The organism is Burkholderia stabilis (assembly GCF_001742165.1).
GTDB classification, from domain to species: domain Bacteria; phylum Pseudomonadota; class Gammaproteobacteria; order Burkholderiales; family Burkholderiaceae; genus Burkholderia; species Burkholderia stabilis.
This window is the reverse complement of record NZ_CP016444.1, coordinates 574,593-598,082: the sequence shown is the minus strand read 5'-3', so window position 1 is coordinate 598,082 and position 23,490 is coordinate 574,593. Positions and strand designations below refer to the sequence as shown.

At 64.6% G+C, this 23,490-nt stretch carries 17 protein-coding genes and 1 pseudogene; 8 read left to right on the top strand and 10 right to left on the bottom strand.

Annotated elements, in window-relative coordinates:
• The first annotated feature begins 414 nt into the window (after positions 1-414).
• Positions 415-3,180 carry a TonB-dependent receptor domain-containing protein gene (locus BBJ41_RS35200; protein ID WP_069751461.1) on the top strand — a complete coding sequence of 922 codons (2,766 nt, stop codon included), beginning with the start codon at positions 415-417 and terminating at the stop codon, positions 3,178-3,180.
• A gap of 14 nt (positions 3,181-3,194) precedes the next feature.
• Positions 3,195-3,341, top strand: a pseudogene (locus tag BBJ41_RS42210) (transposase domain-containing protein); the annotation flags it as partial.
• Between the two features lie 115 nt (positions 3,342-3,456).
• Here the strand turns inward: BBJ41_RS42210 and BBJ41_RS35190 are convergent.
• On the bottom strand, positions 3,457-4,302 hold the full coding sequence (locus tag BBJ41_RS35190) for an enoyl-CoA hydratase/isomerase family protein (RefSeq protein ID WP_069750924.1): 846 nt from the start codon (positions 4,300-4,302) through the stop codon (positions 3,457-3,459).
• Positions 4,303-4,874: 572 nt separating this feature from the next.
• On the opposite strand from BBJ41_RS35190, the gene BBJ41_RS35185 reads away from it, so the two are divergent.
• Positions 4,875-6,428, top strand: coding sequence for a DHA2 family efflux MFS transporter permease subunit (locus BBJ41_RS35185; RefSeq protein WP_069750923.1), 1,554 nt, complete (start codon positions 4,875-4,877; stop codon positions 6,426-6,428).
• 212 nt (positions 6,429-6,640) lie between these two features.
• Here BBJ41_RS35185 and BBJ41_RS40885 read toward each other — a convergent pair whose 3' ends face one another.
• Complete coding sequence (locus BBJ41_RS40885; RefSeq protein WP_156814973.1) at positions 6,641-6,904, bottom strand: hypothetical protein; 264 nt, start codon at positions 6,902-6,904, stop codon at positions 6,641-6,643.
• A 185-nt stretch (positions 6,905-7,089) separates the two neighbouring features.
• Here BBJ41_RS40885 and BBJ41_RS35180 point away from each other — a divergent pair, with 185 nt between their 5' ends.
• Positions 7,090-8,643, top strand: coding sequence for an MFS transporter (locus tag BBJ41_RS35180; RefSeq protein WP_069750922.1), 1,554 nt, complete (start codon positions 7,090-7,092; stop codon positions 8,641-8,643).
• 105 nt (positions 8,644-8,748) lie between these two features.
• Here BBJ41_RS35180 and BBJ41_RS35175 read toward each other — a convergent pair whose 3' ends face one another.
• The 7 genes from BBJ41_RS35175 to BBJ41_RS35145 form a co-directional block, all read right to left on the bottom strand.
• Positions 8,749-9,531, bottom strand: coding sequence for an SDR family oxidoreductase (locus BBJ41_RS35175; RefSeq protein ID WP_069750921.1), 783 nt, complete (start codon positions 9,529-9,531; stop codon positions 8,749-8,751).
• 260 nt (positions 9,532-9,791) lie between these two features.
• Positions 9,792-11,105 carry a c-type cytochrome gene (locus tag BBJ41_RS35170; RefSeq protein WP_069750920.1) on the bottom strand — a complete coding sequence of 438 codons (1,314 nt, stop codon included), beginning with the start codon at positions 11,103-11,105 and terminating at the stop codon, positions 9,792-9,794.
• A 37-nt stretch (positions 11,106-11,142) separates the two neighbouring features.
• Complete coding sequence (locus tag BBJ41_RS35165) at positions 11,143-13,395, bottom strand: xanthine dehydrogenase family protein molybdopterin-binding subunit (RefSeq protein ID WP_069750919.1); 2,253 nt, start codon at positions 13,393-13,395, stop codon at positions 11,143-11,145.
• A complete protein-coding gene (locus BBJ41_RS35160) occupies positions 13,392-13,853 on the bottom strand; it encodes a (2Fe-2S)-binding protein (RefSeq protein ID WP_069750918.1) in 462 nt (153 codons plus the stop codon). Before BBJ41_RS35160 ends, BBJ41_RS35165 begins: the two co-directional genes overlap by 4 nt.
• A 614-nt stretch (positions 13,854-14,467) precedes the next feature.
• Positions 14,468-15,223 carry an SDR family NAD(P)-dependent oxidoreductase gene (locus BBJ41_RS35155; RefSeq protein WP_069750917.1) on the bottom strand — a complete coding sequence of 252 codons (756 nt, stop codon included), beginning with the start codon at positions 15,221-15,223 and terminating at the stop codon, positions 14,468-14,470.
• Between the two features lie 156 nt (positions 15,224-15,379).
• Positions 15,380-16,132, bottom strand: coding sequence for an SDR family NAD(P)-dependent oxidoreductase (locus BBJ41_RS35150; RefSeq protein WP_069750916.1), 753 nt, complete (start codon positions 16,130-16,132; stop codon positions 15,380-15,382).
• 185 nt (positions 16,133-16,317) lie between these two features.
• Entirely contained in the window at positions 16,318-17,976 is a 1,659-nt protein-coding gene (locus BBJ41_RS35145) for a flavin-containing monooxygenase (protein ID WP_069750915.1), read from the bottom strand.
• Between the two features lie 324 nt (positions 17,977-18,300).
• Here BBJ41_RS35145 and BBJ41_RS35140 point away from each other — a divergent pair, with 324 nt between their 5' ends.
• From BBJ41_RS35140 to BBJ41_RS35125, 4 genes are all read left to right on the top strand, one after another.
• Entirely contained in the window at positions 18,301-18,873 is a 573-nt protein-coding gene (locus BBJ41_RS35140) for a nuclear transport factor 2 family protein (protein WP_069750914.1), read from the top strand.
• Between the two features lie 156 nt (positions 18,874-19,029).
• Positions 19,030-19,968 carry an alpha/beta hydrolase gene (locus BBJ41_RS35135; RefSeq protein ID WP_069750913.1) on the top strand — a complete coding sequence of 313 codons (939 nt, stop codon included), beginning with the start codon at positions 19,030-19,032 and terminating at the stop codon, positions 19,966-19,968.
• Between the two features lie 260 nt (positions 19,969-20,228).
• Positions 20,229-20,981, top strand: coding sequence for an IclR family transcriptional regulator (locus BBJ41_RS35130; RefSeq protein WP_236872208.1), 753 nt, complete (start codon positions 20,229-20,231; stop codon positions 20,979-20,981).
• A 48-nt stretch (positions 20,982-21,029) separates the two neighbouring features.
• On the top strand, positions 21,030-21,809 hold the full coding sequence (locus tag BBJ41_RS35125; protein WP_069750912.1) for an IclR family transcriptional regulator: 780 nt from the start codon (positions 21,030-21,032) through the stop codon (positions 21,807-21,809).
• Between the two features lie 172 nt (positions 21,810-21,981).
• Here the strand turns inward: BBJ41_RS35125 and BBJ41_RS35120 are convergent, their stop codons facing one another.
• Positions 21,982-23,220, bottom strand: a complete 1,239-nt coding sequence (locus BBJ41_RS35120) for an SfnB family sulfur acquisition oxidoreductase (protein WP_069750911.1) — start codon at positions 23,218-23,220, stop codon at positions 21,982-21,984.
• Positions 23,221-23,490: the final 270 nt, after the last annotated feature.

Here is a 23,490-nt window from a genome sequence, read left to right as displayed (position 1 = left end):
ATTGCGAAATGCAGCCCGATTGGGGCGACCCCGAAGCCAATGACCTGCCGCGACACCACGCGCCACATAGAGCTTGATGCCTTTCCCATTATCAAGAATGACAAATAGAATTAGCAGGAGATTTCCATTTCCTTCCGCCTACCACATCAATATACGTAACTATCATTTGCCCAACCCAAAGGCGATCGATAAAGTCTCCCGCCACACGGCCAGCCATTAGTACCGGTTACGGCAACTGAAAGAAAAATCGATCCGCCTACCGGATTTTCAGACCGCACTCGTCATTCCGAGTACTTGAATCGGACACTGGAATTGCGCGAACGACAGGGCGTTGCGAGTTGATATGCCGCAACAAACGGCATGGATGCCCGGCAACGGCCAGCCATTTAACTTGCTCGTCAACACAACTTGAAGATGCAAAACACGTCGCTCTATATCAAGAGAGGGAGCGCGATCGCGCTCTGCCTGTCCGGCCTGGCGACATCGTGGATGCCCGCCGCGGCTCAGGAAGCCGCATCGAGCACCGCCACCGTCACCGCGCCGCCCAATGCGGCCAGCGCCGCCGCATCGCTGAAGACGTTCGTCGTGACGGGATCGCGCATTCCTCGCTCCGAGAAGGAAGGCGCGACGCCCGTCACCGTCATTACCGGTCAGGATCTCGAATCGAAAGGGTACCGAAACGTTTTCGACGCGCTCCAGTCGCAAACCCAGAACACCGGCTTCACGCAAGGCGCCGACTACGGCAACACGTTCACGCCGGCCGCGAATGCGCTCAGCCTGCGCGGCCTCGGCCCGAACCACACGCTCGTCCTCGTCGACGGCCGGCGCGTGGCCGACTACCCGATCGCGTACGACGGCAACGTCAACTTCGTCAATCTGGCCAACATTCCGTCGGCGATGATCGACCGCATCGAAATCCTGAACGGCGCGGCCTCCGCCGTATACGGCTCGGACGCAATCGCGGGTGTCGTCAACATCATCATGAAGAAGCACATCGACGGCATCGAGGTCAACGTCAAGGGCGGCCGCACCTGGGACGGCGGCGGCGGCAACGGCCGGTTGCAGGTGTCGGGCGGCAAGACGTTCGGCGCGCTGAGCACGGTGTTCGGCCTCGAGATCGGCAAGACCAATCCGGTCTGGTCCGGACAGCGCGACTTCATGTCATCGTCGACGCTCGAAGGCGAGCCGCCGACCAAGACCTGGGCACGCCAGAATCTCGACACCGGACGCTACGTCGGCGCCGCCGGCGCGTGCGGCGCGCTCGCCGGCATCGGCGCATTCGGCGGCACCGCTACCGTCAACTCCCGCAATGGCGCGTACTGCGGCAGCGGCGGCGCGCAGCCGTCGTACTGGACGACGCAAACGAACAACGTCAGCGAGAACCTGTACGGCGGGGTCGAATACCGGCTGAGCGATCTCGTCACGCTGTTCGGCTCCGTGTCGACCGCCTGGAACCAGACCGAGAACAACACGCGCGGCCCGAGCTGGACATCGGCCGCGGCGACGACCGGCTATTTCTTCAATCAGGAAACGGGCGCAAACGAGGCGTGGACCAAGCGCATCGCGCCGCAGGAGATCGGCGGCGCATCGGTATGGAACAAGCGCTGGGACGACGTCGCGGGCAACCTGATCACCGGCCTGCGCGGCAAGCTGCCAGACAGCAGCTGGAACTACGAGCTCACGTACAGCGCATCCGGCTACCAGAGCCGCGCGACGGTGCCGCGCCTGTTGTCGAACGTCGACCGCTACTACCTCGGCCCGCAGCTCGGCACCGCCACCGACGGTGCGCCGATCTACGCACCCAACGCCGCACGCTTCGCAACCCCGCTCACGCCGAACCAGTTCGCGTCGATGTATGGCGAATCGACCAGCAGGAACGCCACGTGGACGCAGACCTTCAGCCTCGCCGCCAACGGCAACCTGCTCTCGCTACCGGCCGGCCCCGTGCGGGCCGCCGGCGTGATCGAATACGGCACGCAGGGCTTCAGCAATTCGATCGATCCCGCGCTCAACCAGGGCGTGTACTACAACTCCGCCGGCGCGACCGGTGCGAGCGGCAATCGCAAGCGCTACGCGGCCGCGGTCGAACTACGCATCCCGATCCTGAGCCAATTGACCGCAAACGTCGCCACGCGCTATGACGACTACTCGTTCGCCGGCACCCGCAACAACAAACTCACTTACGACCTGGGGCTCGAATACAGGCCGCTGCGCGAGCTGTTGCTTCGCGGCAATTACGGCACGAGCTTCCGCGCGCCGGACATGAATTACATCTTCATGAGCCAGTCGAAGGGCTATTTCGAATCGACCACCGACTACTTCCGCTGCAACCAGTCGGGGAAATCGCTCGCATCGTGCGAATACGCGAACGTGTCGCCGGGTTCGAACTTCATTCAGAAGGGCAATGCGAACCTGAAGCCGGAAAACGGCAAATCGTGGGGCGCCGGCTTCGTGCTTGCACCCACACCGGACATCGACCTGTCCGCCGACTACTACAACATCCGCATCGACAATCTCGTCACGACCATCGACCCGGACAATCTGCTGCGCACCGAAGCCGCATGCCGTGCCGGGCAACTGGGCGCCAGTTCGCCCAACTGCGTGGACGCGCTGAGTCGAGTGATCCGCAACCCGCTGACGGCCGTGCTCGACCCCGGCGCGATCAACACGATCCTCGTGAATCCGATCAACGCCGCGATGGAAAAGACGACGGGCTTCGATCTCGGCGGCAAATGGCGCTTTCGCCTCGGCCGCGCCGGCACGTTCCTGCTGAGCGCCAACTTCACGAAGGTCCTGAGCCACAAGTACCAGCAGTACGCGAATAGCCCGGTACAGGACCTCCTGCATTCGCTCGCCAACCCGACAGGCAACCCGGAATGGCCGGACAAGCTCATGCTGAGCCTGACGTGGTCGGTCCCGAAGTGGACCTCGACGGTGCAGCTCGAGCGCTACGGCAAGGTGCCGAACGCCGCCCAGACCGCGTATCTGACACCGACGACGCTCGCGAACCTGAGCATCTCGCACCAGTTCTCGCGCGACACGTCGCTGACCTTCGTGATGAACAACGTGTTCAACACGATCAAACACGACGATTCCGTCGGCTGGCCGTACTACACCGTCGGCTACTACATGCCGTATGGCCGCACGCTGTGGCTCGAACTCAGCCATCACTTCAGTTGATTCCTCACTGGCGCAGCCTCCCTACCTTGGTCGAGACCTGCAAGGCTGACGGTATCGAGCCGTACCGATACCTCGTCTGGCTGCTCCAGCGTCACCCGCTGGCAAAGACCGTCGACGACTACGACGTATTGCTTCCCCGGATGACGCCGTCCGGTCTCCGCCAATCGCTCATACCTCCGGCAGTCGGCGGGGGCGGTACGCGAACGTCGACACGGCTCGATGTGCACGAGGGCTTCCGGACCCGGGCTGCCGGGTTCGATCAGGCGTGATCTCCACTCACTTGCGTCGTGTTGGAGACACCGGCGTATCGATGGGAAACTCCGGCGCGCGTTTTTCCCTGAACGATTTCACGCCTTCGCGCACTTCCTCTCCGCCGAACCCAAGCATCTCCAGCGCCAGCGAAGCATCGAACGTCGGCCCCGCCTGGCGCAGCCAGTTGTTGAGCGCATACTTGGTCCAGCGCGTCGCAGACGGCGCGCCGTTCACAAGCCGGATTGCGATCGACAGCGCCGTCTGCTGCACGTCCGCATCGTCCACGGCAACGGAAACGAGGCCGATCTGCTCGGCCTTCTCGCCGTTCACCGGTTCGCACAGCATCAAGTGATACTTGGCCTTCGCCATGCCGCACAGCAGCGGCCAGACGATCGCCGCGTGATCTCCTGCCGCGACGCCAAGCCGCGTATGACCGTCGACGAGCCGTGCAGAGCGGCCGGCAACCGATATGTCCGCGAGCAGCGCGGCAACCAGCCCCGCCCCCACTGCCGAGCCGTGGATGGCAGACACGATCGGCTTCGAGCAATTGATGATGTTGTAGACGAGATCCTTGGATTCGCGCCATACACGCACGCGCGCGTCGAAGGAATCGATCATTTCCTCGACCATGTCGAAATCACCGCCGGCAGAGAACGCCTTGCCGGCGCCGCACAGAATCACGGCCGCGACACGCGGATCCTCGTCGACGTCACGCCACACCCGGGCCAGTTCATCGTGCCCTCGCGCGTCGAGTGCGTTGAGTCGCTCCGGCCGATTCAGCGTGATGCGCAAGACGCCTTTCGCAGGCCAATCGAACGCGAGACTCGAATACGACGCATAGACGACTTCTTCCTGCCGGCTTTCTGACATGACGCTCCACTCTCTGTTGAACTCGCGGGACGACGCCACGGACGGTGTGGCAGGACGCGATCGATATCAACGTCAATCGTGTGCGGCGCACGGAAACGCGTCAATGTCGAACCGGCTGTTGTCCCGTACTTTGGAATGGTCGCGCCGTGCCTTTTGCGCGCCGCGTACGCTCCCCCGGCCACATGACCGATTTCACCTGCCCCGCATGACTTCCGAGGTACGGAATCGATGATCGTGTCATCGCGATACGGCGCGCCGTAGCCGCCCTCACACATCCCCCCGCCAGCTGCCCGACCGGCCCTGCATGCGTACGGAACCGCCCCCTTCCGGGCCGGACGAGGCGACCGGCATTGCCCGATTCTCCAGCGGCATCACGCAGCACGTCGCTTCGCTGCACCATCGGAAAACTACGGGCACAATGCAGAAAATTCTCGGTCACTCGCTACGTTCAAATTGATAGTTTCCTAACGAATTTATTTATTAACGCCCCAAAAAACGACGTACCCACCAGCACCAACATCCTCCCGGCAAGATCGATTCCGTCCACAAGACGCCCGCAATACAGTTTCCTTATGACTCAGACATCCATCCAGCATCCTCCTCTCAGAGGGGGCCAGCTCGTTGTCGCTACCTTCGTCGTGGCACTCGCCACCTTCATGACCGTACTCGACACGTCGATCGCCAACGTGGCGATCCCGAACCTCTCCGGCAATCTCGGCGTTTCCGTCGATGAAGGCACGTGGGTCATCACGATGTTCGCCGCGGCCAACGCCGTGTCGATTCCGCTGACAGGCTGGCTCACGCAGCGCATCGGCCAGATCAAGCTCTTCGTCGGCGCCATCCTGATGTTCGTGTTCGCGTCGTGGCTGTGCGGGATCGCGCCGACGCTGCCGTTTCTGCTGGCCGCACGGATCCTGCAAGGGATCGTGGCGGGCCCGTTGATCCCGCTGTCCCAGGCGGTCCTGCTCAGTTCGTATCCGAAGGAAAAATCCGGCACCGCGCTGTCTCTGTGGGCGATGACCGCCACGGTCGGCCCGATCGCCGGCCCGCTGCTCGGCGGCTGGATCACCGACAGCTACAGCTGGTCGTGGATTTTCTACGTGAACATCCCGGTCGGCCTGCTCGCCGCGAGCGTCATCTGGGTGATCTACCGCAACCGCGAAACGCCGACGAAGAAGATGCCGATCGACATCGTCGGGCTCGTCTTGCTGATCGCGTGGGTCGGAACCTTGCAGATCATGCTCGACAAAGGCCGGGACCTCGACTGGTTTTCGTCACCCGTCATCATCGGGCTGACCATCGCGGCGCTGATCTGTTTCGCGCTGTTCCTCATCTGGGAGCTGACCGAAGACAATCCGATCGTCGACCTGCGGCTGTTCACCCAGCGCAATTTCCTGGGCGGCACGATTGCGATTTCGGTTTCGTATGCGCTCTACTTCGGCAATCTCGTGCTGCTGCCGCAATGGATGCAGGAGGATCTCGGCTACCGGGCGTTCGACGCCGGGCTCGTCACCGCGCCGGTCGGCATTTTCACGGTGCTGCTTTCCCCGTTCATGGGCCGTTTGCTGCGGGCGATCGATGCGCGCATCATCGCAACACTGTCATTCGTCGGCTTCGCGGGCGTGTTCTTCATGCGCACGCAGTACATCACCGAAATCGACACGTGGCATCTCGTCATGCCGACTTTGCTGCAGGGCATCCCGGCCGTACTGTGGTTCGTGCCGCTGATCGCGATCATCCTGTCGGGCCTGCCGCCGGAACGCATTCCCGCGGCCGCCGGCCTGTCGAATTTCGTCCGGATCTTCTGCGGCGCCGCCGGCACATCCATCGCCGGCACGATATGGAACAACCGGACCATCATGCACCACGCACACCTGACCGAGCAGGCGAGCGTGAACAATCCCGTCTTCACCGAACAGATCAGCACGATGCACTCGCTGCTGAACCTCGATACGCCGTCGGCACACGCGTTGTTCGATACGATCGTCAACGCCCAGGCGGCCATTCTGGGCCTCGACGACTTCTTCTATCTGTCGACATTCATTTTCATCTGCATCATCCCGCTGATCTGGATCACGCGGCCGATGAAAGGCGAATCATCCGATGCGGCGTCGGGCGCGCATTGATTTGCCGGGCTGACCGGTTCGAGGCCCCCGATCGCATGTCCGGCACGGTCTCGGTGAACCCACAACTTCGACGACACCGCCAGGAGACTTCACGCGCTAATTTCAAAGCACGGAATACATGCGTGTTAACCCTTGATGTCGACCCGCGACGCCCGGAATAATCGTCCGTGACACTGCCCCTCGCGGAATGAACTGCGAGGGCTGCAATCCCTTCACATGCGCTGCTCGCGCCTTCGTCGTCTCTCGGCGAGGATGCCCCGGACGATCGGTAGTCGATGACACTTTGCGGCCACTATTTCAGCCACGGTGACTTTCGCCGAAGCCACGGCGGCCGCGATAACCGGCCGCCAGCCGCTCAGCCGTCGTGTTGCGCCGACTCGAACCTTGTTCGTGTTGCGCTCCTGCACGCCCGGGTCATTGCTTCCGGAAGCAACCGGCGGTGCTGCGTTCATGAGGATCGCCACCTGCACCTTCAACTGGCGGCGTCCTCAAGGTTCGTTCCGTCTGCTGTTCCAGCCCGGGTTTCTCATCCGATTCATTCCGGAGTCCAGGTGTTTCGTCACGTTCGCACCGGTGCCACGTTCCGTGTGCGCGCCCTTCCTCCAGCCGGATTCCCGCGCCGGCCAATGCCGTCGACGCGCGTGCCCGAAGTGGCGGCATCATGAAAATCACGCCCGCCCGCGCCCGCCTGTTCACGCTCAGACATTTACGCAGCGATCTGCTGCCGTGGGCGATCGCGCTGGCGGTCGGTATCGACTACTTCGACAACACGATCTTTTCGTTCTTCACGAGCTATATCGCGGGCGGCATCAATGCATCGCCGGACGAGCTGGTGTGGTCGTCGACGGCCTATGCGACCGCTTCCGTGCTCGGCATCGTGCAACAGCAGTGGCTGATCGAGCGTCTCGGCTTCCGGCGCTACCTGAGCGGCTGCCTGCTGATGTTCGCGGCGGGATCGCTGGCCGCGTCTCTCAGTGAATCGTCGCTTTCGCTCGCGATGGCGCGCGGTTTTCAGGGCTATTTCATCGGACCGATGCTCGGCACCTGCCGCATCATGCTGCAAACCGGCTTCACGCCGCAGGATCGCGCGCCGGCCACGCGCATCTTCCTGATCATGATCCTGCTCGCAAGCGCGCTCGCGCCGATGGCGGGCGGTTATCTCGTTGCGTGCTTCGACTGGCGCGCGCTGTTCCTGTGCTCGACGGTGGGCGGGGCCGCGCTATCGGCGTTTGCATTCGTCGTGGTGCCGCACATCGGCAGGCGCCCGGTCGAGCGGCGCAGCGCAGCTCACCTGTGGCCCTATCTGGTGTTCGCCATTGCCCTCGGAGCGTTGCAGATCGTCGCGCAGCAACTGCGCTTCGAAGTGTTCAGCACGACGCCCCTGATGCCGCTGGCCACCGTTGCGGGGCTGACCGTGATCGGCTGGTTCGCCTGGCATCAGTGGCATGATCCACGCCCGCTGGTGCGTCTGAATGCGCTGCGCGAGGGGCCTTTCCGGCAAGGGATCGTGCTCTATGCGTTCTATTACTTCATCAGCAATGGGATCGGCTTTCTGGTATCTCGACTACTGGAAAGCGGGCTGGGCTACCCGGTGGAAAATGCCGGGCGCATCGTCGGGTTCACTTCGCTCGCGGCAATTCCGATGGCGATCGCGTATTTCAAGTACTCACGTTTCATCAAGCGCAAATGGCTGATCGTCCCGGGCTTCATCATGGCGGCCACGATCGGCATCTGGATGCTCAACCTGCCGCCCGACGCCAGCATGGGCTGGCTGCTGCCGCCGCTGATGTTGCGCGGCTTCCTGCTGATGTTCATCGCGCTGCCGACGGCGAGCGCCGCGTTTCAGATCTTCTCGAACGACGAATTCACGCACGGCTACCGCTTCAAGAATGTCGTCAAGCAGATGGCCTACTCGCTGTCCACCGCGACGTTCATCATCGTGGATCAGCATCGCACGGCCGTGCATCACACACGTCTCGTCGAATTCGCGAGCCCGTATAACCCGGTGTTCCAGAGCGCGCTTGAAACGATGACGCACGCGTTCGAGGCGCAAGGTCTGGGCGAAGGCGCGGCACGCGGCCTGTCGCTGGGTCAACTGGCGGGTATGGCCGCCCACCAGGCCAGTTTCCTGAGCGTGCTGGACGGCTTCGAGATGATCGTGGGGCTCGCGCTCGCAGGCGGTGTGATCGCACTGGTGCAGCGGCAGATCAGGTAATCGGGCGAAGATTGGCGATGCGCGCGGCCTGCGCCGTACGCACGATACGGCTGGAAATCGCGAGCGCGCCAATCCGGGTTGGCGGGAAAGCACGCTCGCCCATACTCAGGCCACCGATCGTTTCGATGTGATGCCGCCGTCCACCGTGACGATCGTGCCGCTGGTGTAACTCGAGCGAGGCGACGCCAGAAAGACGAACAGGTCGGCGACTTCCGCCACGGTCGCGGCGCGGCCCAACGGATAACCCGCCATGAGTTCATCGGCGCGCGTTTCGTCACCCAGCAACCGCGACGCGTGATTCCGGAGGACTTTGGCAATACGCTCCGTTCCCACCGGCCCGGGATTGACGCCCAGCACGCGGATTCCGTCTTCCAGGCTACGCCCGCCCAGCGCGCAGGTGAAAGCCATGAGCGCGGCATTGCCCGTCGAACCCGCGATGTAGTTGAAGTCGAAGTTTTGCCCGCCGTTGCCGATGTTGTTCAGGATGACGCCGTGCCCGCGCGCCTTCATTTTCGTGTACATCGCGCGCGTCAGGTTGATATAGCCGAACACCTTCAGCTCCCAGCCCTTGCGCCACGCGTCCTCGTCGACATCCCACAGTGTGCCGCCCGGAATCGCGCCCGCGTTGTTCACCAGGATGTCGGCATGGCCCGCGAACGAAACGATGTCGGCAATCGCGCCCGTTTGCGTCATGTCGAGTGCCAGCACGCCCGCATCCACACCGTGCGCGGATCGCAGTTCGCCGGCCAGCGCGTCCAGCTTCTCGGCCGACCGCGAAACCAGCAACACGTTGCAGCCTTCCCGGGCAAACGATCTCGCCAGCCCTTCGCCGATGCCTTGCGCGGCGCCGGTAATCAGTACGCTTTGCCCTGCGATTCCCATATCCATCGTGTCTCCTCCTGTTCTCCGTGTCACGGGTTGCATGCGGGTGGGCCGCGCACTGCCTGCGCTGATCGCGACAACGGCCTCCGGCGACGGCAACGATGCACCGCGCGATCGCGATTCCGGAGCGGTCATCGCCGGATGTCGTGTCGAATCCGGCAGCGGTCGCGGCCAGTACCGTCAGGGCGTCGAACGCACGCGTGCCCGACGGCATCACCTGAACCGCATCGCTATCCGTTTCAACGATCGCGCAGGCATTCGAGGTGTTACTGGGCCCGTGCCTTGCTGACCTGCTCGGCGGTTACCCCACCCTGTTTCGAGCCGAAATGGCTCAATACGAAGTTCGCGACCGCGGCGATATCGGCATCACCATACGCAGCGCCGAAACCCGGCATCTGTTGCGTGCGACCGCCGACCGTCAGGCTGGTGCCGTGCAGCAGCACCTGCACGAGCGCAGCGCCGGACGGATCGTTGACCGCATGTGCGCCGACGAGCGACGCATATTCGCTCTGTCGACCAACGCCGTTCCACTGGTGGCAGCCCGCGCAGTCCCCGGCGAACAGCCGCTGACCGCGCTCGAGCGCCTGCGGCAGCGATGCCGCGCCTGGCAGTACCGCGTTTGATGCACGTGCTGCGGAGGGCTCGAGATCGATCCGGCCCGCCTGTTCGCCCGAGGCCGGACTCACGCCGCGCAGATAGACGACCATCGACGCAATGTCGTGCGGCGTCAGGTACTGCAGGCTGTGCTCGACCACGTCCGCCATCGGGCCGGACGCCGAGCTGCGCCCCGGCGCATGTCCGCGCGACAGATACTGCGAGATTTGCTCGTCGGTCCACGACCCGAGGCCGTATGCCTGATCCGATGTCGTGTTGTACGCCTTCCAGCCTTCGATTTCGGCGCCCGACAGATAGTCGCGCGACTTCATCGCGAAGCCGACGTTGCGCGGCGTGTGGCATTCGCCGCAGTGTCCGAGCGCGCCGGCCAGATACGCGCCGCGATTCCATTCGACGCTCTGCTTCGGGTCCGGCGCAAAACGCTGCCCGCGGAAGAACACCGCGTTCCATGCGGCGAGCCCCCAGCGCTGGTTGAACGGGAACGACAGGTCGTTCTCGAGCGGCGCCTGATGCACCGGTTCGAGCGTCATCAGGTACTGCTTGATCGCAATGACGTCGTCGCGACTCATTTCCGCGTACGACGTATAGGGCATCGCCGGATACAGATTGCCGTGCGATCCGACGCCCTCGCGTACCGCGCGCACGAACGCATCGTCCGACCAGTTGCCGATGCCGGTTTCCTTGTCCGGCGTGATGTTGGTGGAATACAGTTGTCCGAACGGAAGCTTGAACGGCCGACCGCCTGCATATGGCGTACCGCCCACGGACGTATGGCATGCGATGCAATCGGCAGCCTTCGCCAGATACTCGCCGCGCGCGACGGTTGCCAGCAGATCGGCCGGCGTGCCGGCGACGGGCGGTTGGGGTTCGGCGCCGCCCGGCGTCAGCCACGCGCGGCCAGCCGCACCGGCTGCGACCACAACGACGGCCGCGACGGCATAGCCGATGACTCGACGAATTTTCACGATGGATTGTTCTCTGAAACTGGGTGGAAGCGGAAAGTCAGGCCGGGCGCAGCGTGCCGCGCATCGGCAGCGACCGGAACGTGGTCCCGGTGGCGGCCGTCAGCGCATTCGCCACCGCGGGCGCGGCCGGCGGCACGCCGGGTTCCCCGATGCCGCTTGGCGCTTCCTGCGACGGCACCGTGTGCACTTCGACGCGTGGCATCCCGTTCATCCGCAGCACCGGGTAGTCATTGAAGTTCCCTTGCTGCACGCGCCCGTTCTCCAGCGTGATCGCCGCGCGCAGGAACGTCAGGCCGAAGCCGATCCCGCCCTCCACCTGTGACGCAACGATGTCGGGATTCACGACGGAGCCGCAATCGACCGCGCAGACAATCCGATCGACGGTGAACGTGCCGTCCTGCAGCACCGTCACTTCCGCGACCTGCGCGACGTACGTGCCGAATGCGAACTGCAGCGCGATCCCGCGTCCGCGCTTCGTGCCGGGCGCACCGTCACGCAACGGCGTCGACCAGCCGGCCTTCTGCGCGACCAGATCGAGGACGCCGCGATGACGCAACTGCTTCGCGAGCAACGCGCGGCGGAACGTGTACGGATCCTTGCCGGCCGCACGCGCTGCCTCGTCCATCATCGTCTCGCCGACGAACGCCGCGTGCGTATGGCCGACGGAACGCATCCATTGCGTCTTCACGGCGAGCTTTTGTATATGCTGCGTCACCTTGACGTTCGGGATGTCGTAAGGAATATCGGCGGACCCTTCGACAAGCGTCGGATCGACGCCCGACGGCAGCGGCGCGAAGAAGCTCTGCCCGACCACATTCTGGTTCCACGACACCAGGTTCCCCGACTTGTCGACCGCGAGCCGAACCCGGTGAACGGTCGCCGGCCGGTAGAAGCCGGCACGCATGTCGTCCTCGCGCATCCACACGAGCTTGATCGGCGCATCGATACCTTGCGCACGCGCCAGGCGGGCAATCCGTGCCGCCTCGCACACGTAATCGCTGACCGGATTCGCGCGGCGGCCGAAGCTGCCGCCCGCGTAGAGCTGGTTGATCGTCACCTGTTCCGGCTTGAGGCCGACTTCCTTCGCGACGATGACCTGATCGCCGGTATGCCACTGCTCGCCGTTCCAGATTTCGCAGCGGTCCGCGTGCAGGTGCACGACGCAATTCAGCGGCTCCATCGGCGCGTGCGACAGATAGGGCTGTTCGTAGACCGCGTCGATGAACTTGCCGCCGGACGGCGCTTCGCTCGCGACCTCGCCACGCGTCAGCGCGATCACGCCCGGCTTGTCGAGCGCCGCGCGGTACCGCTGCGCGATCTCGGCCGAGCCGACCGCGAGCGCATGCGTCTCATCCCATGTGATCTTCAGCGCATCGCGCCCCTGACGGGCAACCCAGGTGTTGCGCGCCAGCACCGCGACGCCGCCCTGCAGGTTGTCGTCGCCCGGCACCTGAACGACCGCGACCACACCCGGAATCGCCTTCGCCTTGCTGGCGTCGACATGACGGACCTTGCCCCACATCCGCGGCGGATGCGCGATCACCGCGACCAGCATCCCGGGCAGCTTCACGTCCTGCGTATAGATCGCGGAACCATCGACTTTCGCGGGAATATCGACACGTCGGGTGTAACGCTTGCCGATCAGCCTGAAATCGGCGCGCTGCTTGACGGCAACCTTCGACGGCACCGGCTCGCGCGCGGCATCGGCAGCGAACTGGCCGTAGCCGGCGCGACGGCCCGAGGCCGCGTGGATGATCGTGCCATCCTCGACGCGCAGCGATGACGGATCGACCTTCCACTTCCTGGCGGCCGCCGACAGCAACATCGCACGCGCCGACGCGGCCGCTTCGCGCATCACGGTCCACGAGCCGGTCATCGCGGTGCTGCCGCCCGTGGCCTGGATCTTCCAGCCCATCTTCGCGAACATCGGGTTCGCGTAGCGCTTCACATCGGCGGGCGCGGGCACGACGCGGACCTTGTCGAGCCCGATGTCGAGTTCTTCCGCCGCGAGTGTCGCGACACCGGTGAAGGTGCCCTGGCCCATTTCGAGGTACTCGGACACGACGCTGACGATACCGTCCGCGCCGATCCGGATGAACGCGTTCACCTCGAACGGCACGCGCGCCGTCGCCGGGTTGACCGACGCGGCGACGGCGATCTCGCCGCCGAATCCGACCGCGAGCGTCAGCGCGGCCAGGTTGCCGAGGAAGCTTCGACGCGACGGCGATGCGACGTCGTCAGCGGATTCGGGCAGGTCCGCCGACTGCGGGGAGCGAGCAGAATGTCTCATGCTTTCAGGCTCTCCGCGGCTTTGTGGATCGCGACACGAATCCGCTGATAGGTCGCACATCGGCAAATGTTCCCGCTCATCGCGGCATCGATGTCGCTATCCGTCGGATCGGGTTTCGTCGTCAACAGCGCGACCGCCGACATCACCTGACCGGATTGACAGTAGCCGCATTGAGGCACCTGCTCGTCGATCCAGGCTTTTTGCACGGCCTGGCCGATCTTTGCCTCATGCGCCGCCTCGATCGTCGTGACGCTGCGGCCGGCAAGCGTGCCGACCGGCGTCACGCACGCGCGTACCGGCTGACCATCGACGTGAACCGTGCAGGCCCCGCACAGCGCCATGCCACAACCGAATTTCGTGCCCGTCATGTCGAGTTCGTCGCGCAGGTACCAAAGCAACGGCATGTCGGGATCGCCAGCGAACTGATGTCGCTGACCGTTTATGGTGATGTCTGTCATTCTGTTCGATCTCTTGTGTGGGGTGCCCGGTTGGACGACCGGCTGTGTCACGCACGAACGCCGCGCTCGACTTGCCGCGGGCGTCGTGTCGCGACTGACATGCACGAGTGAGGCCGGTGCGCTGTCGTGCGCGATGCATCGATACACGCGCTCGCAATGGCGAACGCCTGCATGGGGAGGCTGGCGGTAACGTGAAAAATATAAGTCCGCGCCGCCAGCGCCGGCAATACTCGAAAATGGGAAAACGTTGCCTATTCCACCGAATGTGAGCAACGTGCGCGGCGCGATTCCCGACGCGGCGCCCGTCGGGACCACCACTTTTCCGATCGATCATCCGCCGGGTTGCCGTTCCTCGCGAGCCGAATCGAAGCAACGCAGCCACCCGCAGCTGCCACGGCCTGTTTCCGGCCGGCCGTCAGGCGGGTTCGAGTCATCACGAATTCCGGACACCGTAGCGGCCGACCGAATCCCGTGCAACGCATTCCCGATCGGCCTTCCGTACTTTGAAATATCCGGCCGGCACGAGGTAACCGACATGCACGCCTGCAACCGGACCGGTTGCGTGACGCAGCCACGCACATCGCAAGCCGCCCCGGCGAATGACGCATCACCGGTCAGTCCCACATCAAGCCGTTGTCGACGTTGATCGACTGACCGGTCATGCTGCTCGACAAATCCGAGGCCAGAAACAGAACTGCGTCGGCGATGTCGCGCGGGCGGGCGAAACGGCCGAGCGCGGTGTCATCCAGCATCTTCCGAAAGCCGACCGGATTGGCCTTTTCCAGATCGTCCAGCAACCGGGTACGCGTTGCGCCGGGGCAGACCGCGTTCACCCGTATGCCGCTGCCGCCCAGTTCGGTCGCGGCCACACGCGACATCACGATGGCTGCGGCCTTGGAGGCCGCATAACACGCGTTCGAGGTGCCCCTCGCACCCTTGCCCGCAATCGATGCGATGTTGACGACCGCGCCACCGCCCGCCTCCGCCATGTGACGCGCGAAAGCCTGCATGGTGAAGAACAGGCCGCGCGTATTGATGTTCTGGATCCAGTCCCAATCCTCCGGCGTCAAGTCGAGCAGCTTGATCTTCCGGGTCACGCCTGCGTTGTTCACCAGCACGTCGACCCGGCCATTCTGCGCAATGGCCCTGGCCGTCATCGTGGAGATCGATTCGAGGTTGCTGCTGTCGCAATGGACGTAGCTGGCCTTCAGTCCGCGCCTGATCAGTCTCGTTGTCAGTTCGTTGCCGCGCGGGTCATCCACGTCGGTCAGGATCACATGCGCGCCTTCTTCGGCCAGACGCTCGGCGATGGCGGCGCCGATCCCGGACGCAGCGCCGGTCACCACTGCCGTCTTGTTTCCGATCAGCATCGTTTCTCCTCCATGGTTGAAACCAGGTTGTTTTTACGTTGATGGCGTTCTTGCACGGCATCGTGCGAGATTTGTGCTCGCGAATGGCTTTCAGCAGGTCTCCGAAGGATAGGGAGATCACACCTGCCAGAACCGCTTGCGTTGCCGTCGATCCGGTCAATAAACCGTGACCCCGCTGTCGACGGGAATGATCTGCCCCGTCGTATGCCGTGATTCGTCCGATGCCAGATAGACCGCCACATGCGCCATGTCGATGGGCTCGCAGGGTCCCAGCAGGCACTGGTCCGCCAGCTTGCGCAGTTCTGCCCGTTCATCGACCAGATGGCGCACCCGCTCCGAAAGTGTCAGCCCCGGCGCGATCGCATTCACGCGGATGCGATCAGGCGCGTACTCCGGCGCCATCGAACGCGTCAGCGCATGAACGCCGCCCTTCGCCGCCGTATAGCAATCGCGATCGGTCAACGCCATCAACGCAACCATCGACGAGAAGTTGATGACCGAGCCGCCACCCGCGCTTTGCAGATAGGGGATGCCGTATTTGCATACGAGGAACGTGCCGAACAGATCCAGTTTGATCGCCCGCCAGAATTCCTCCTCCGTCGCGTCGGTCACGCGCGCGTCATCCGGCGTCGACCCGCCAGCGGTATTGCACAGGACGTCGATCTTTCCGAAGGCATCCGCGGCATGCGCCAGACCGGCGCAGACATCCTCCTTGTCGGTGACGTCGAGCCTGAGCGGAATGATCCGTTCCCCGCCGCCGCTGGCTTCGGCGGCCGCCTCGGCGAGATCCGGATGGATATCGCCCGCCAGTACGCGCGCGCCTTCTGCAATGAATTGCTTGCAGATGGCGGCGCCGATGCCGCCCCCCGCTCCGGTCACGAACGCGACCTTGCCGTCCAGCCTGCCCATTTCATGTCTCCTTCATGCAGTTAATTATGATTCCCGTCGGGCCACTGATCCCGACGGCCGCCTCGATCGCGCACACGCATGTCGCGCAAGACATCATCGATATGTCGTCGAGTCCGTAGTCGTCGAAGGGCTGCCTGCGCCTGTGATGCAGGCAGCCTTTCCGACCACTCACCCGGTGATGTCGCTCATGCTTCGTCTTCGACCGTTGCGTTCAGCGATGCGGTCTTGCGATCGCCGACGCCCGTCAGCACAAAACCCGTATAGCCGGACGCCGCGACGTCGTCGCATTTCTTGCGATACGTGCCGTGCCCGCCCAGATACGGCAGGAACACCTGCGGCTTGCCCGGCACGTTCGCGCCGACATACCAGGACTTCGCCTTCAGATAGAGCGTCTTCGACACGACGTCCTGAACGTGCTGCATCCAGTCCTCTTCCGCCTGCGGTTCGGCGTCGATCCGGTCGACGCCCGCTTCGCGCAGATCGGCCATGCATCGCGCGATCCAGTCGACGTGCTGCTCGATGCTCATCGACATGTTCGCGAGCGGCCCCGGGCTGCCGGGCCCCGTCACGGTGAACAGGTTCGGAAAGCCGCTCGTCATCAGGCCGATGTATGTCTTCGCGCCGGCCGCCCACTTGTCGTTCAGCCTGAGGCCGCCCACGCCGCGCACGTCGATATGCGTGAGTGCGCCCGTCAGCGCGTCGTAACCGGTTGCGTAGATCAGCACGTCGAGTTCGTGCAGGCCGTCGCTTGTCACGATCCCCTCCGGCACCACGCGATCGATCGGCGTCGCCTTCAGGTCGACGAGCGTGACATCGTCCCGGTTGTAGACGCCGTAGTAGGTATCGCCGAGACACGGGCGTTTCGTGCCGAACGGAAACCCGCGCGGCATCAGTTTCTCGGCAACGGCCGGGTCCTTCACCGTCTCGCGGATCTTGCCGCGAATGAACTCGGACACCGTCTCGTTGGCGGCGTCGTTCGACAGGATGTCGCCGTAGCACATGCGAAAGCCGAGCAACTGGCTGTTTTCCCACGCGTTCTCATACTTCCGGCTGCGCTCGTCCGGCGTGGCGTCGAGCGCGGACTCGACCGGGAACGGCACCGCGATGCCGAAGCGCGTGAGGCGGCTGATCTCGCGCCGCTCCGCGTAAGTCGCCCGCACACGTGTGCGCATGTCAGGCGTCAACGGATGATTCTTCGCGGGCACGACGTAGACTGCCGTGCGCTGGAACACGGTCAGGTGCTTGCACTTGCCGGCAAGCGCCTGAATCACCTGGATACCCGATGAGCCGGTGCCGATCACGCCGACCCGCTTGTTGCTGAAATCGACTTCGTGATGCGGCCAGCGGCCGGTGTGATGACTTTCACCCGCGAACGTCTCGATCCCGGCGATCTCGGGCGGCTTCGGCACCGACAGGACCCCCGTCGCCGGCACGAAGAAGCGGGCGCGCGTGACTTTCCCGTCGGACGTCGTCACGCTCCAGAGATTCTGTTTCTCATCGAACACGGCGGATTCGACCCGCGTATTGAAGCGGACGTGCCGACGCAGATCGAAGCGATCGGCCACGTGATTCAGATACCGCATCAGCTCCGCGGACGTCGGATAGCGCTCCGGCCAGTCCCACTCGTCCTGGAGTTCGGGAGAGAACGAATACGAGTAGTCCCAGCACTCGAGATCCACGCGTGCGCCCGGGTAGCGATTCCAGTACCACGTTCCGCCGACACCCTCGCCGGACTCGAACGCCTGGATACGAAATCCCGCATCGTCGAGCCGCTTGATCGCATACAGCCCGCCAAAGCCGGCGCCGACGATGACGGCGTCCAGCACGTCTGGATGTTGGTTCATTTGGGTTGTCTCCTGGAAATTTATGTTTCTCAGGAATCTATTGAATGATCGCGTGCCGGTCCGCATCAATGGCGACAGCGCCGCCTTCCCGTACATTGAAATCGGCTCGCGGCGCATGCGGGCCGATGTCGGGATCGCCGTCATGCCTGCCCGACACCTGCCATCAACGGGCCGGACCGGCGCGCTGCGCGTCCGGCCGTATCGGTCACCGCTTCGCACGACCGGTCGAAATTCCAAAGTACGGCACACTCGTATCGCGCGAGTTGACGTAGTCCATGCCGATTCTTCATCGTTGAGACAGGAAAACGAAAGGAATGCCGTGCCATGTCTGCCGCCATGCAGCGCTTGATCGACAAGGACCTGATTCGCGACGCGATGCTTCGCTACGCGCGCGGCGTCGACCGGCGCGACTGGGAATGCGTCCGCGCCACGTTCTTCGAGGATTGCCATGACGACCATGCCGACTTCAAGGGCACACGGGACGAATTCATCGCGTGGGTCAGGGAGCGGCACGATGCCCCGAGCCTGCTGACGTCCACGCACTTCCTCGGCAACTGCCTCGTGGAATTCGCGTCCGATAGCGTCGCCGCAGTCGAAACGTATTTCGTCGCACGGCTGGAACTCGCGCCACAGGCCAGCGAACACCGGTCGATGCTGGACGCGAAACATGCCGGCAGCACGCACAACAGCCGGGTCGAAGTGTTCGGACGCTATGTCGACCGCTTCGAGAAGCGCAACGGCGAATGGCGGGTCGCGCGTCGCCGAACCGTGTTCGACGCCATCCAGTCGCACCTCGTCGATGCGGCCGACAACACGCTGAACCCGGCCTGGACGCTCGGCCGCCGCGATCAGCACGATCCGGTGTTCGCGCTGCGGGCTGAAATCGGCTTGAGCTGACACGCCGGGCGCGCTGCCGGCCGTTTTCGCAGGCAGGCAGTGCATTCGGCAGACGAATTCACCGACACGTTCCATGCACCGCTCGACTGCGTCGAGCGTTCGCCCCATTACGCATCACTGCGCCACACTGCATCGCACCGCTGAAAAGTCGCCATCATGAGCCTCGATATCGAAACCCGCGCCTTCATGGACACGCTCGCCGCGACGGCGTCGAAACCCCGTCATCTGATGACGCCGGACGAGGCGCGCGCCGCGTTCGCACGCATCAGCACGATCCTGTCCGCGGGCGCCGACGTGCGCGCCACCATTCCCCTCGACATCCCCGTTGACGGCGGCACGCTCCGCGCGCGCCTGTTCGTACCGGACGAACGTCCGCAAGCGCTGCTCGTGTATTTTCACGGCGGCGGCTGGGTCGTCGGCGGAATCGACGAATTCACGCCGCTTTGCCGCGAAATCGCCGTCGGCGCCGGTGTCGCGGTTGCGCTCGTCGAATACCGGAAGGCACCGGAACATCCGTTTCCGGGGCCGGTCATCGACGCATGGCAGGCCACGCAGTGGCTCGTCGCGCAGCAGCCCGCCCTGCTCGGCACGACACTGCCCTTGTTCGTCGGCGGGGACAGCGCGGGCGCGAACCTCGCGATCGCGGTGACGATGCTCGCCCGACACGAGCAAACCGTATCGCTCGCCGGCCAGTTGCTCGTCTATCCGGTGACCGACTGCGTATTCGATCGGCCTTCGTACGTAGCGCCCGACAATCAGCTCCTGACCAATCGCGACGCGATGATGTGGTACTGGACCCACTATGTGCCGACCGACGACGCCCGGCGCTCGAGCCTCGCATCGCCGTTGCGGGAAACCGACCTTTCGTGTCTGCCGGAGGCGATCGTCGTCACCGCCGAGCACGACGTGTTGCGCGACGAAGGGGAAGCCTACGCGCTGCGCCTCGAGCAAGCCGGGGTGCCGGTTCATCATCTGCGCGCACAGGGTCAGATGCACGGCTTTCTCATGATGATTGGCATTCTGCCCGGAAGCCGCACCGGCCTGGGCTTCATCTGTGACCGGCTCCGCAGCCTCGTCGCGCGTGCGCCGCACTGATCTGCGACGTTGCGCCATGCCGCCCGATCTCGGGCACGTCCCGACTGCATGATCGGCGCGACGGTAGTACGATCCGCGTGGGCATGCGCACGCGCGCCGGCCCCGAACACGGTCCGCCATCGAAGAAACAGACGGAGACACGCATGCAACCCGGTAGATCCTTGCCGACACACGTCGACGCGAGGTCCGGCAATGGCCCGCATGGCGTCGACACCGCGTGGCCGAAACTGCCTCGCGGTGAACGCGCACCGAGCAGCGCGATGGTGACGCCACTCGCGCGCGGGCTGTCGATCCTGTCTGCATTCGGTCCCGACAAGGGCTGGCTCGGCAATCTGGAAATCGCGCAAGCGACCGGCATTCCCCCTCCCACCGCGCTGCGGCTGCTACGCTCGCTGGTCGCGCTCGGCTACCTGCACCACGACAAGGGCAGCCGGAAATACGCGCTCGCGTCCGCGTCGCTGGCGCTCGGCTACGCGGCCGTCGCCGATCCCGACCTTCAACGGCTCGCCAGCATCGAAATGCGGAAACTGGCCGAGGCGACCGATACCTACGTCCTGCTCGGCACGCGCGACCGCCTCGACATCCTGATCCTGGATACCCAGATCGGCAGCCGCACGGTGCTCGATCTGCGGTTGCGGCCCGGCATGCGCATGCATATCGCGTATTCGCTGATGGGGTGGGCATTGCTGGCCGTCCTGCCCGAATCGGAACGCAGCTACCTGCAAGGCGAGCTCGAGCGGCGAGCCGACGACAACTGGCCGACCATCGGGCGCCGCATGGTCGAGAAGGTCGCACAGGTGCGCGAACTCGGGTTCGGCATGTTGCACGGAGACTGGGAGCCGGAGCTCGCGTGTGTCGCCGCGCCCGTGCCGCTTCCCGATCGACCGCCACTGGTGCTCGGCTGCGTCGGGCGCACGGCCCGCCTCGCACAGGCCCGCCTCGAACGGGAACTCGGCCCCCGGCTCGTCGCGATCGCACAGACGCTGCGCGAGCGCGTGCCGCCCCGTGCCTGAACGCGCGGGATCACCATGGCAAGGCAACCCGATCAATCCGGCCTCACGATGCCCGAACCCACTCAGGTCACGCTGACGCTCGATCGCGGCCTTCAGATACTGCGCGCATTCCACGCCGAACGCGCGCCGCTGACCAACGGCGAACTGGCGCATCGCACGGGGATGTCCAGATCGGCCGTTTCCCGCCTGACGTCGACGCTGATTCATCTCGGGTACATCCGCCGTGTCGCCGGCGGCGCGCAATTCGAGCTGGCGACGAGCGTGTTCGACATCGGGTACGCCTACCTCGAAACCAATCCGGTCACGCGACTCGCCAACCCGCTGATGCAGCGGCTCGCCGACCAGCTGGACGTGTCCGTCGCGCTCGCCGCGCCCGACGGGCTCGACATGCTGTATATCGCGCATCGGACGAGTGCGCGCATCGCGACGCTGCGGCTCGGCGTGGGTTCGTTGCTGCCGATGGGCCTGACGGCGATCGGGCGCGCGTGGCTCTGGACGTTGCCTGAACCCGAACGGCAGCAGCACGTCGCGCGCTTGCTGGACGCCGCCGGCCCGCAGCGCGACGCGATGCGAGCCGGAATCGACAGCGCATTCGACGATCTCCGCTCGAACGGCGTTTGCATGTCGTTCGGCGAGTTCCAGCGCGACGCATACGGCATTGCGTTGCCGGTCAGCGTCGGCCGCGCCGCAACACCGATGTCGCTGAGCTGCGGCGCGGTCCGGTTCGATCCGGATATCGGCGCCGTCAGGCGGCGCATCGTGCCGGCACTCAAGCAGGCCGCACTCGATCTGGAGATTCTGCTTCGTGAGTTTCGCTACGAACCGTGACGGCATGCGTGCGGATTGGCCGGTGCGCGCGCTACCGCGAATTCAAGCGGTCCGCCCGCGCACGCGGGCGCCGCCTTGCTCCGCGACGATCGTCAGGATCGAAGTGAAATCCTCCGCACCGTGCCCCGCATCGTATGCCGCATGCCAGACATCGCGCGCACGCGCGAGCGATTCAATTCCACGCATGGCGCGCCGGACGCACGCCGTTCAGGTAGTAGTTGCCGACCAGGTGATATTTCCAGCGCACCGGATCGTGCAGCGTGTGCGTGCGCGCATTGCGCCAGTGCCGGTCGAGGTTGTGCTCGGCGAGCGTCGATTGCGTGCCGGCCAGCTCGAACAGCTTCTCGCTTGCGAGCAATGCGATCTCGGTCGTCAGCACCTTCGCTTCGCCAACCGCGACGGACGCACGCGCCACATCGTCCTCGGTCACCGTGCCGCGCGCGCCGATCTCGTCGAGCGTGCGCGCCGCCCGTTCGAGCAGCGCTTGCGCCGCATGAAGCCGGATGTGCAGCAGGCCGATCTCGCGGACGATCAGCGGATCGTCGGCCGCCCGCTCGACGCCGCTGTCGACCCATGGCCGCGTACGGGTGCGCACGAACGCAAGCGTATCGTCGATGGCCGCCTCGGCAATACCGGCATCGATCGCCGCCTGGATGATCTGCGACAGCGGGCCGTTGAGCGTCGGCTCGTCCGACACGCGCTGCGCGGGCAGCACATGCGACGCGGGCACGCGCACGCCGTCGAGCACCACCGTGCCGCTCGCGGTCGTGCGCTGACCGAACCCGGACCAGTCGTCGATCACGGTCAGCCCCGGCGTCGGTTGCGGCACGTACGCCAGCCACGCCTGCTGCGCGTCGTCGAGGCCGAGCACCGGCACGTAATGCGCGAACAGCGCGCCCGTCGAGTAGAACTTCGTGCCGTCGACGACGTAGTCGCCGCCGTCGCGCCGCACGCGCGTCTTCAGATCGAGCACGTGCTTCGTGCCCTTCTCCGAGAAGCCGTTGCCGAACCGCTTGCCGCTCAGCACTTCCGCGAAGAAATGGCGCTTCTGCGCATCGGTGCCGGTCAGCGCGATCACGTCGACCAGCCCGAAATGATTTTGCGGCAACTGGCCGAGCGACGGATCGGCGGCCGCGATGATCCTGACCACCTCCGTGAGCGTCACATGCGACACGCCCGCGCCGCCGTATGCCTTCGGCACCGTGATCGCCCAGAGCCCCGACTGCGAGAACCATTCGATCTCGTCGCGCGGCAACCGGCGCTCCCGATCCCGCTCGGCCGCGCCTTCCGCGAGCCGCTTCGCAAGCCCGCGCGCGGCGGCGATCGCCTGCGCGTCGTCGGCGATCACCCGGGCCACCTGCGGTTTCGCATCGGCCGGCCGCTCCTGAATCGTGGTGCTCGTCTCTGGCATCGGGCTCTCCTGTCGAATGGCGAAAGCATTCAATCTAGCAGCGCATCGCAGGCCGTCAAACCGAGCGATTCTCGTAACGATATTCCTTCGGATAACAAATGACATCGTGATTCCCGCTCGGCGAGCGTGCGCTTCGGCGTCGCAATCGATGCCCGGGCGTCGATGTGTCCCCGGCCTGTCCGCGTAATGCCCATCGACGATAACGATCTGCGAATCGATTATTGGAACACCCGCGTCGCGCTTCCTATACTGGCCTGCCCGGTAAACGGC

Excerpts from the sequence above, each read along its gene's own strand:
- BBJ41_RS35200 (WP_069751461.1), top strand. The coding sequence starts at position 415 with ATGCAAAACACGTCGCTCTATATCAAGAGAGGGAGCGCGATCGCGCTC.
- BBJ41_RS35190 (WP_069750924.1), bottom strand. The coding sequence starts at position 4,302 with ATGTCAGAAAGCCGGCAGGAAGAAGTCGTCTATGCGTCGTATTCGAGT.
- BBJ41_RS35185 (WP_069750923.1), top strand. The coding sequence starts at position 4,875 with ATGACTCAGACATCCATCCAGCATCCTCCTCTCAGAGGGGGCCAGCTC.
- BBJ41_RS35180 (WP_069750922.1), top strand. The coding sequence starts at position 7,090 with ATGAAAATCACGCCCGCCCGCGCCCGCCTGTTCACGCTCAGACATTTA.
- BBJ41_RS35175 (WP_069750921.1), bottom strand. The coding sequence starts at position 9,531 with ATGGATATGGGAATCGCAGGGCAAAGCGTACTGATTACCGGCGCCGCG.
- BBJ41_RS35165 (WP_069750919.1), bottom strand. The coding sequence starts at position 13,395 with ATGAGACATTCTGCTCGCTCCCCGCAGTCGGCGGACCTGCCCGAATCC.
- BBJ41_RS35160 (WP_069750918.1), bottom strand. The coding sequence starts at position 13,853 with ATGACAGACATCACCATAAACGGTCAGCGACATCAGTTCGCTGGCGAT.
- BBJ41_RS35155 (WP_069750917.1), bottom strand. The coding sequence starts at position 15,223 with ATGCTGATCGGAAACAAGACGGCAGTGGTGACCGGCGCTGCGTCCGGG.
- BBJ41_RS35150 (WP_069750916.1), bottom strand. The coding sequence starts at position 16,132 with ATGGGCAGGCTGGACGGCAAGGTCGCGTTCGTGACCGGAGCGGGGGGC.
- BBJ41_RS35145 (WP_069750915.1), bottom strand. The coding sequence starts at position 17,976 with ATGAACCAACATCCAGACGTGCTGGACGCCGTCATCGTCGGCGCCGGC.
- BBJ41_RS35140 (WP_069750914.1), top strand. The coding sequence starts at position 18,301 with ATGTCTGCCGCCATGCAGCGCTTGATCGACAAGGACCTGATTCGCGAC.
- BBJ41_RS35135 (WP_069750913.1), top strand. The coding sequence starts at position 19,030 with ATGAGCCTCGATATCGAAACCCGCGCCTTCATGGACACGCTCGCCGCG.
- BBJ41_RS35130 (WP_236872208.1), top strand. The coding sequence starts at position 20,229 with ATGGTGACGCCACTCGCGCGCGGGCTGTCGATCCTGTCTGCATTCGGT.
- BBJ41_RS35125 (WP_069750912.1), top strand. The coding sequence starts at position 21,030 with ATGCCCGAACCCACTCAGGTCACGCTGACGCTCGATCGCGGCCTTCAG.
- BBJ41_RS35120 (WP_069750911.1), bottom strand. The coding sequence starts at position 23,220 with ATGCCAGAGACGAGCACCACGATTCAGGAGCGGCCGGCCGATGCGAAA.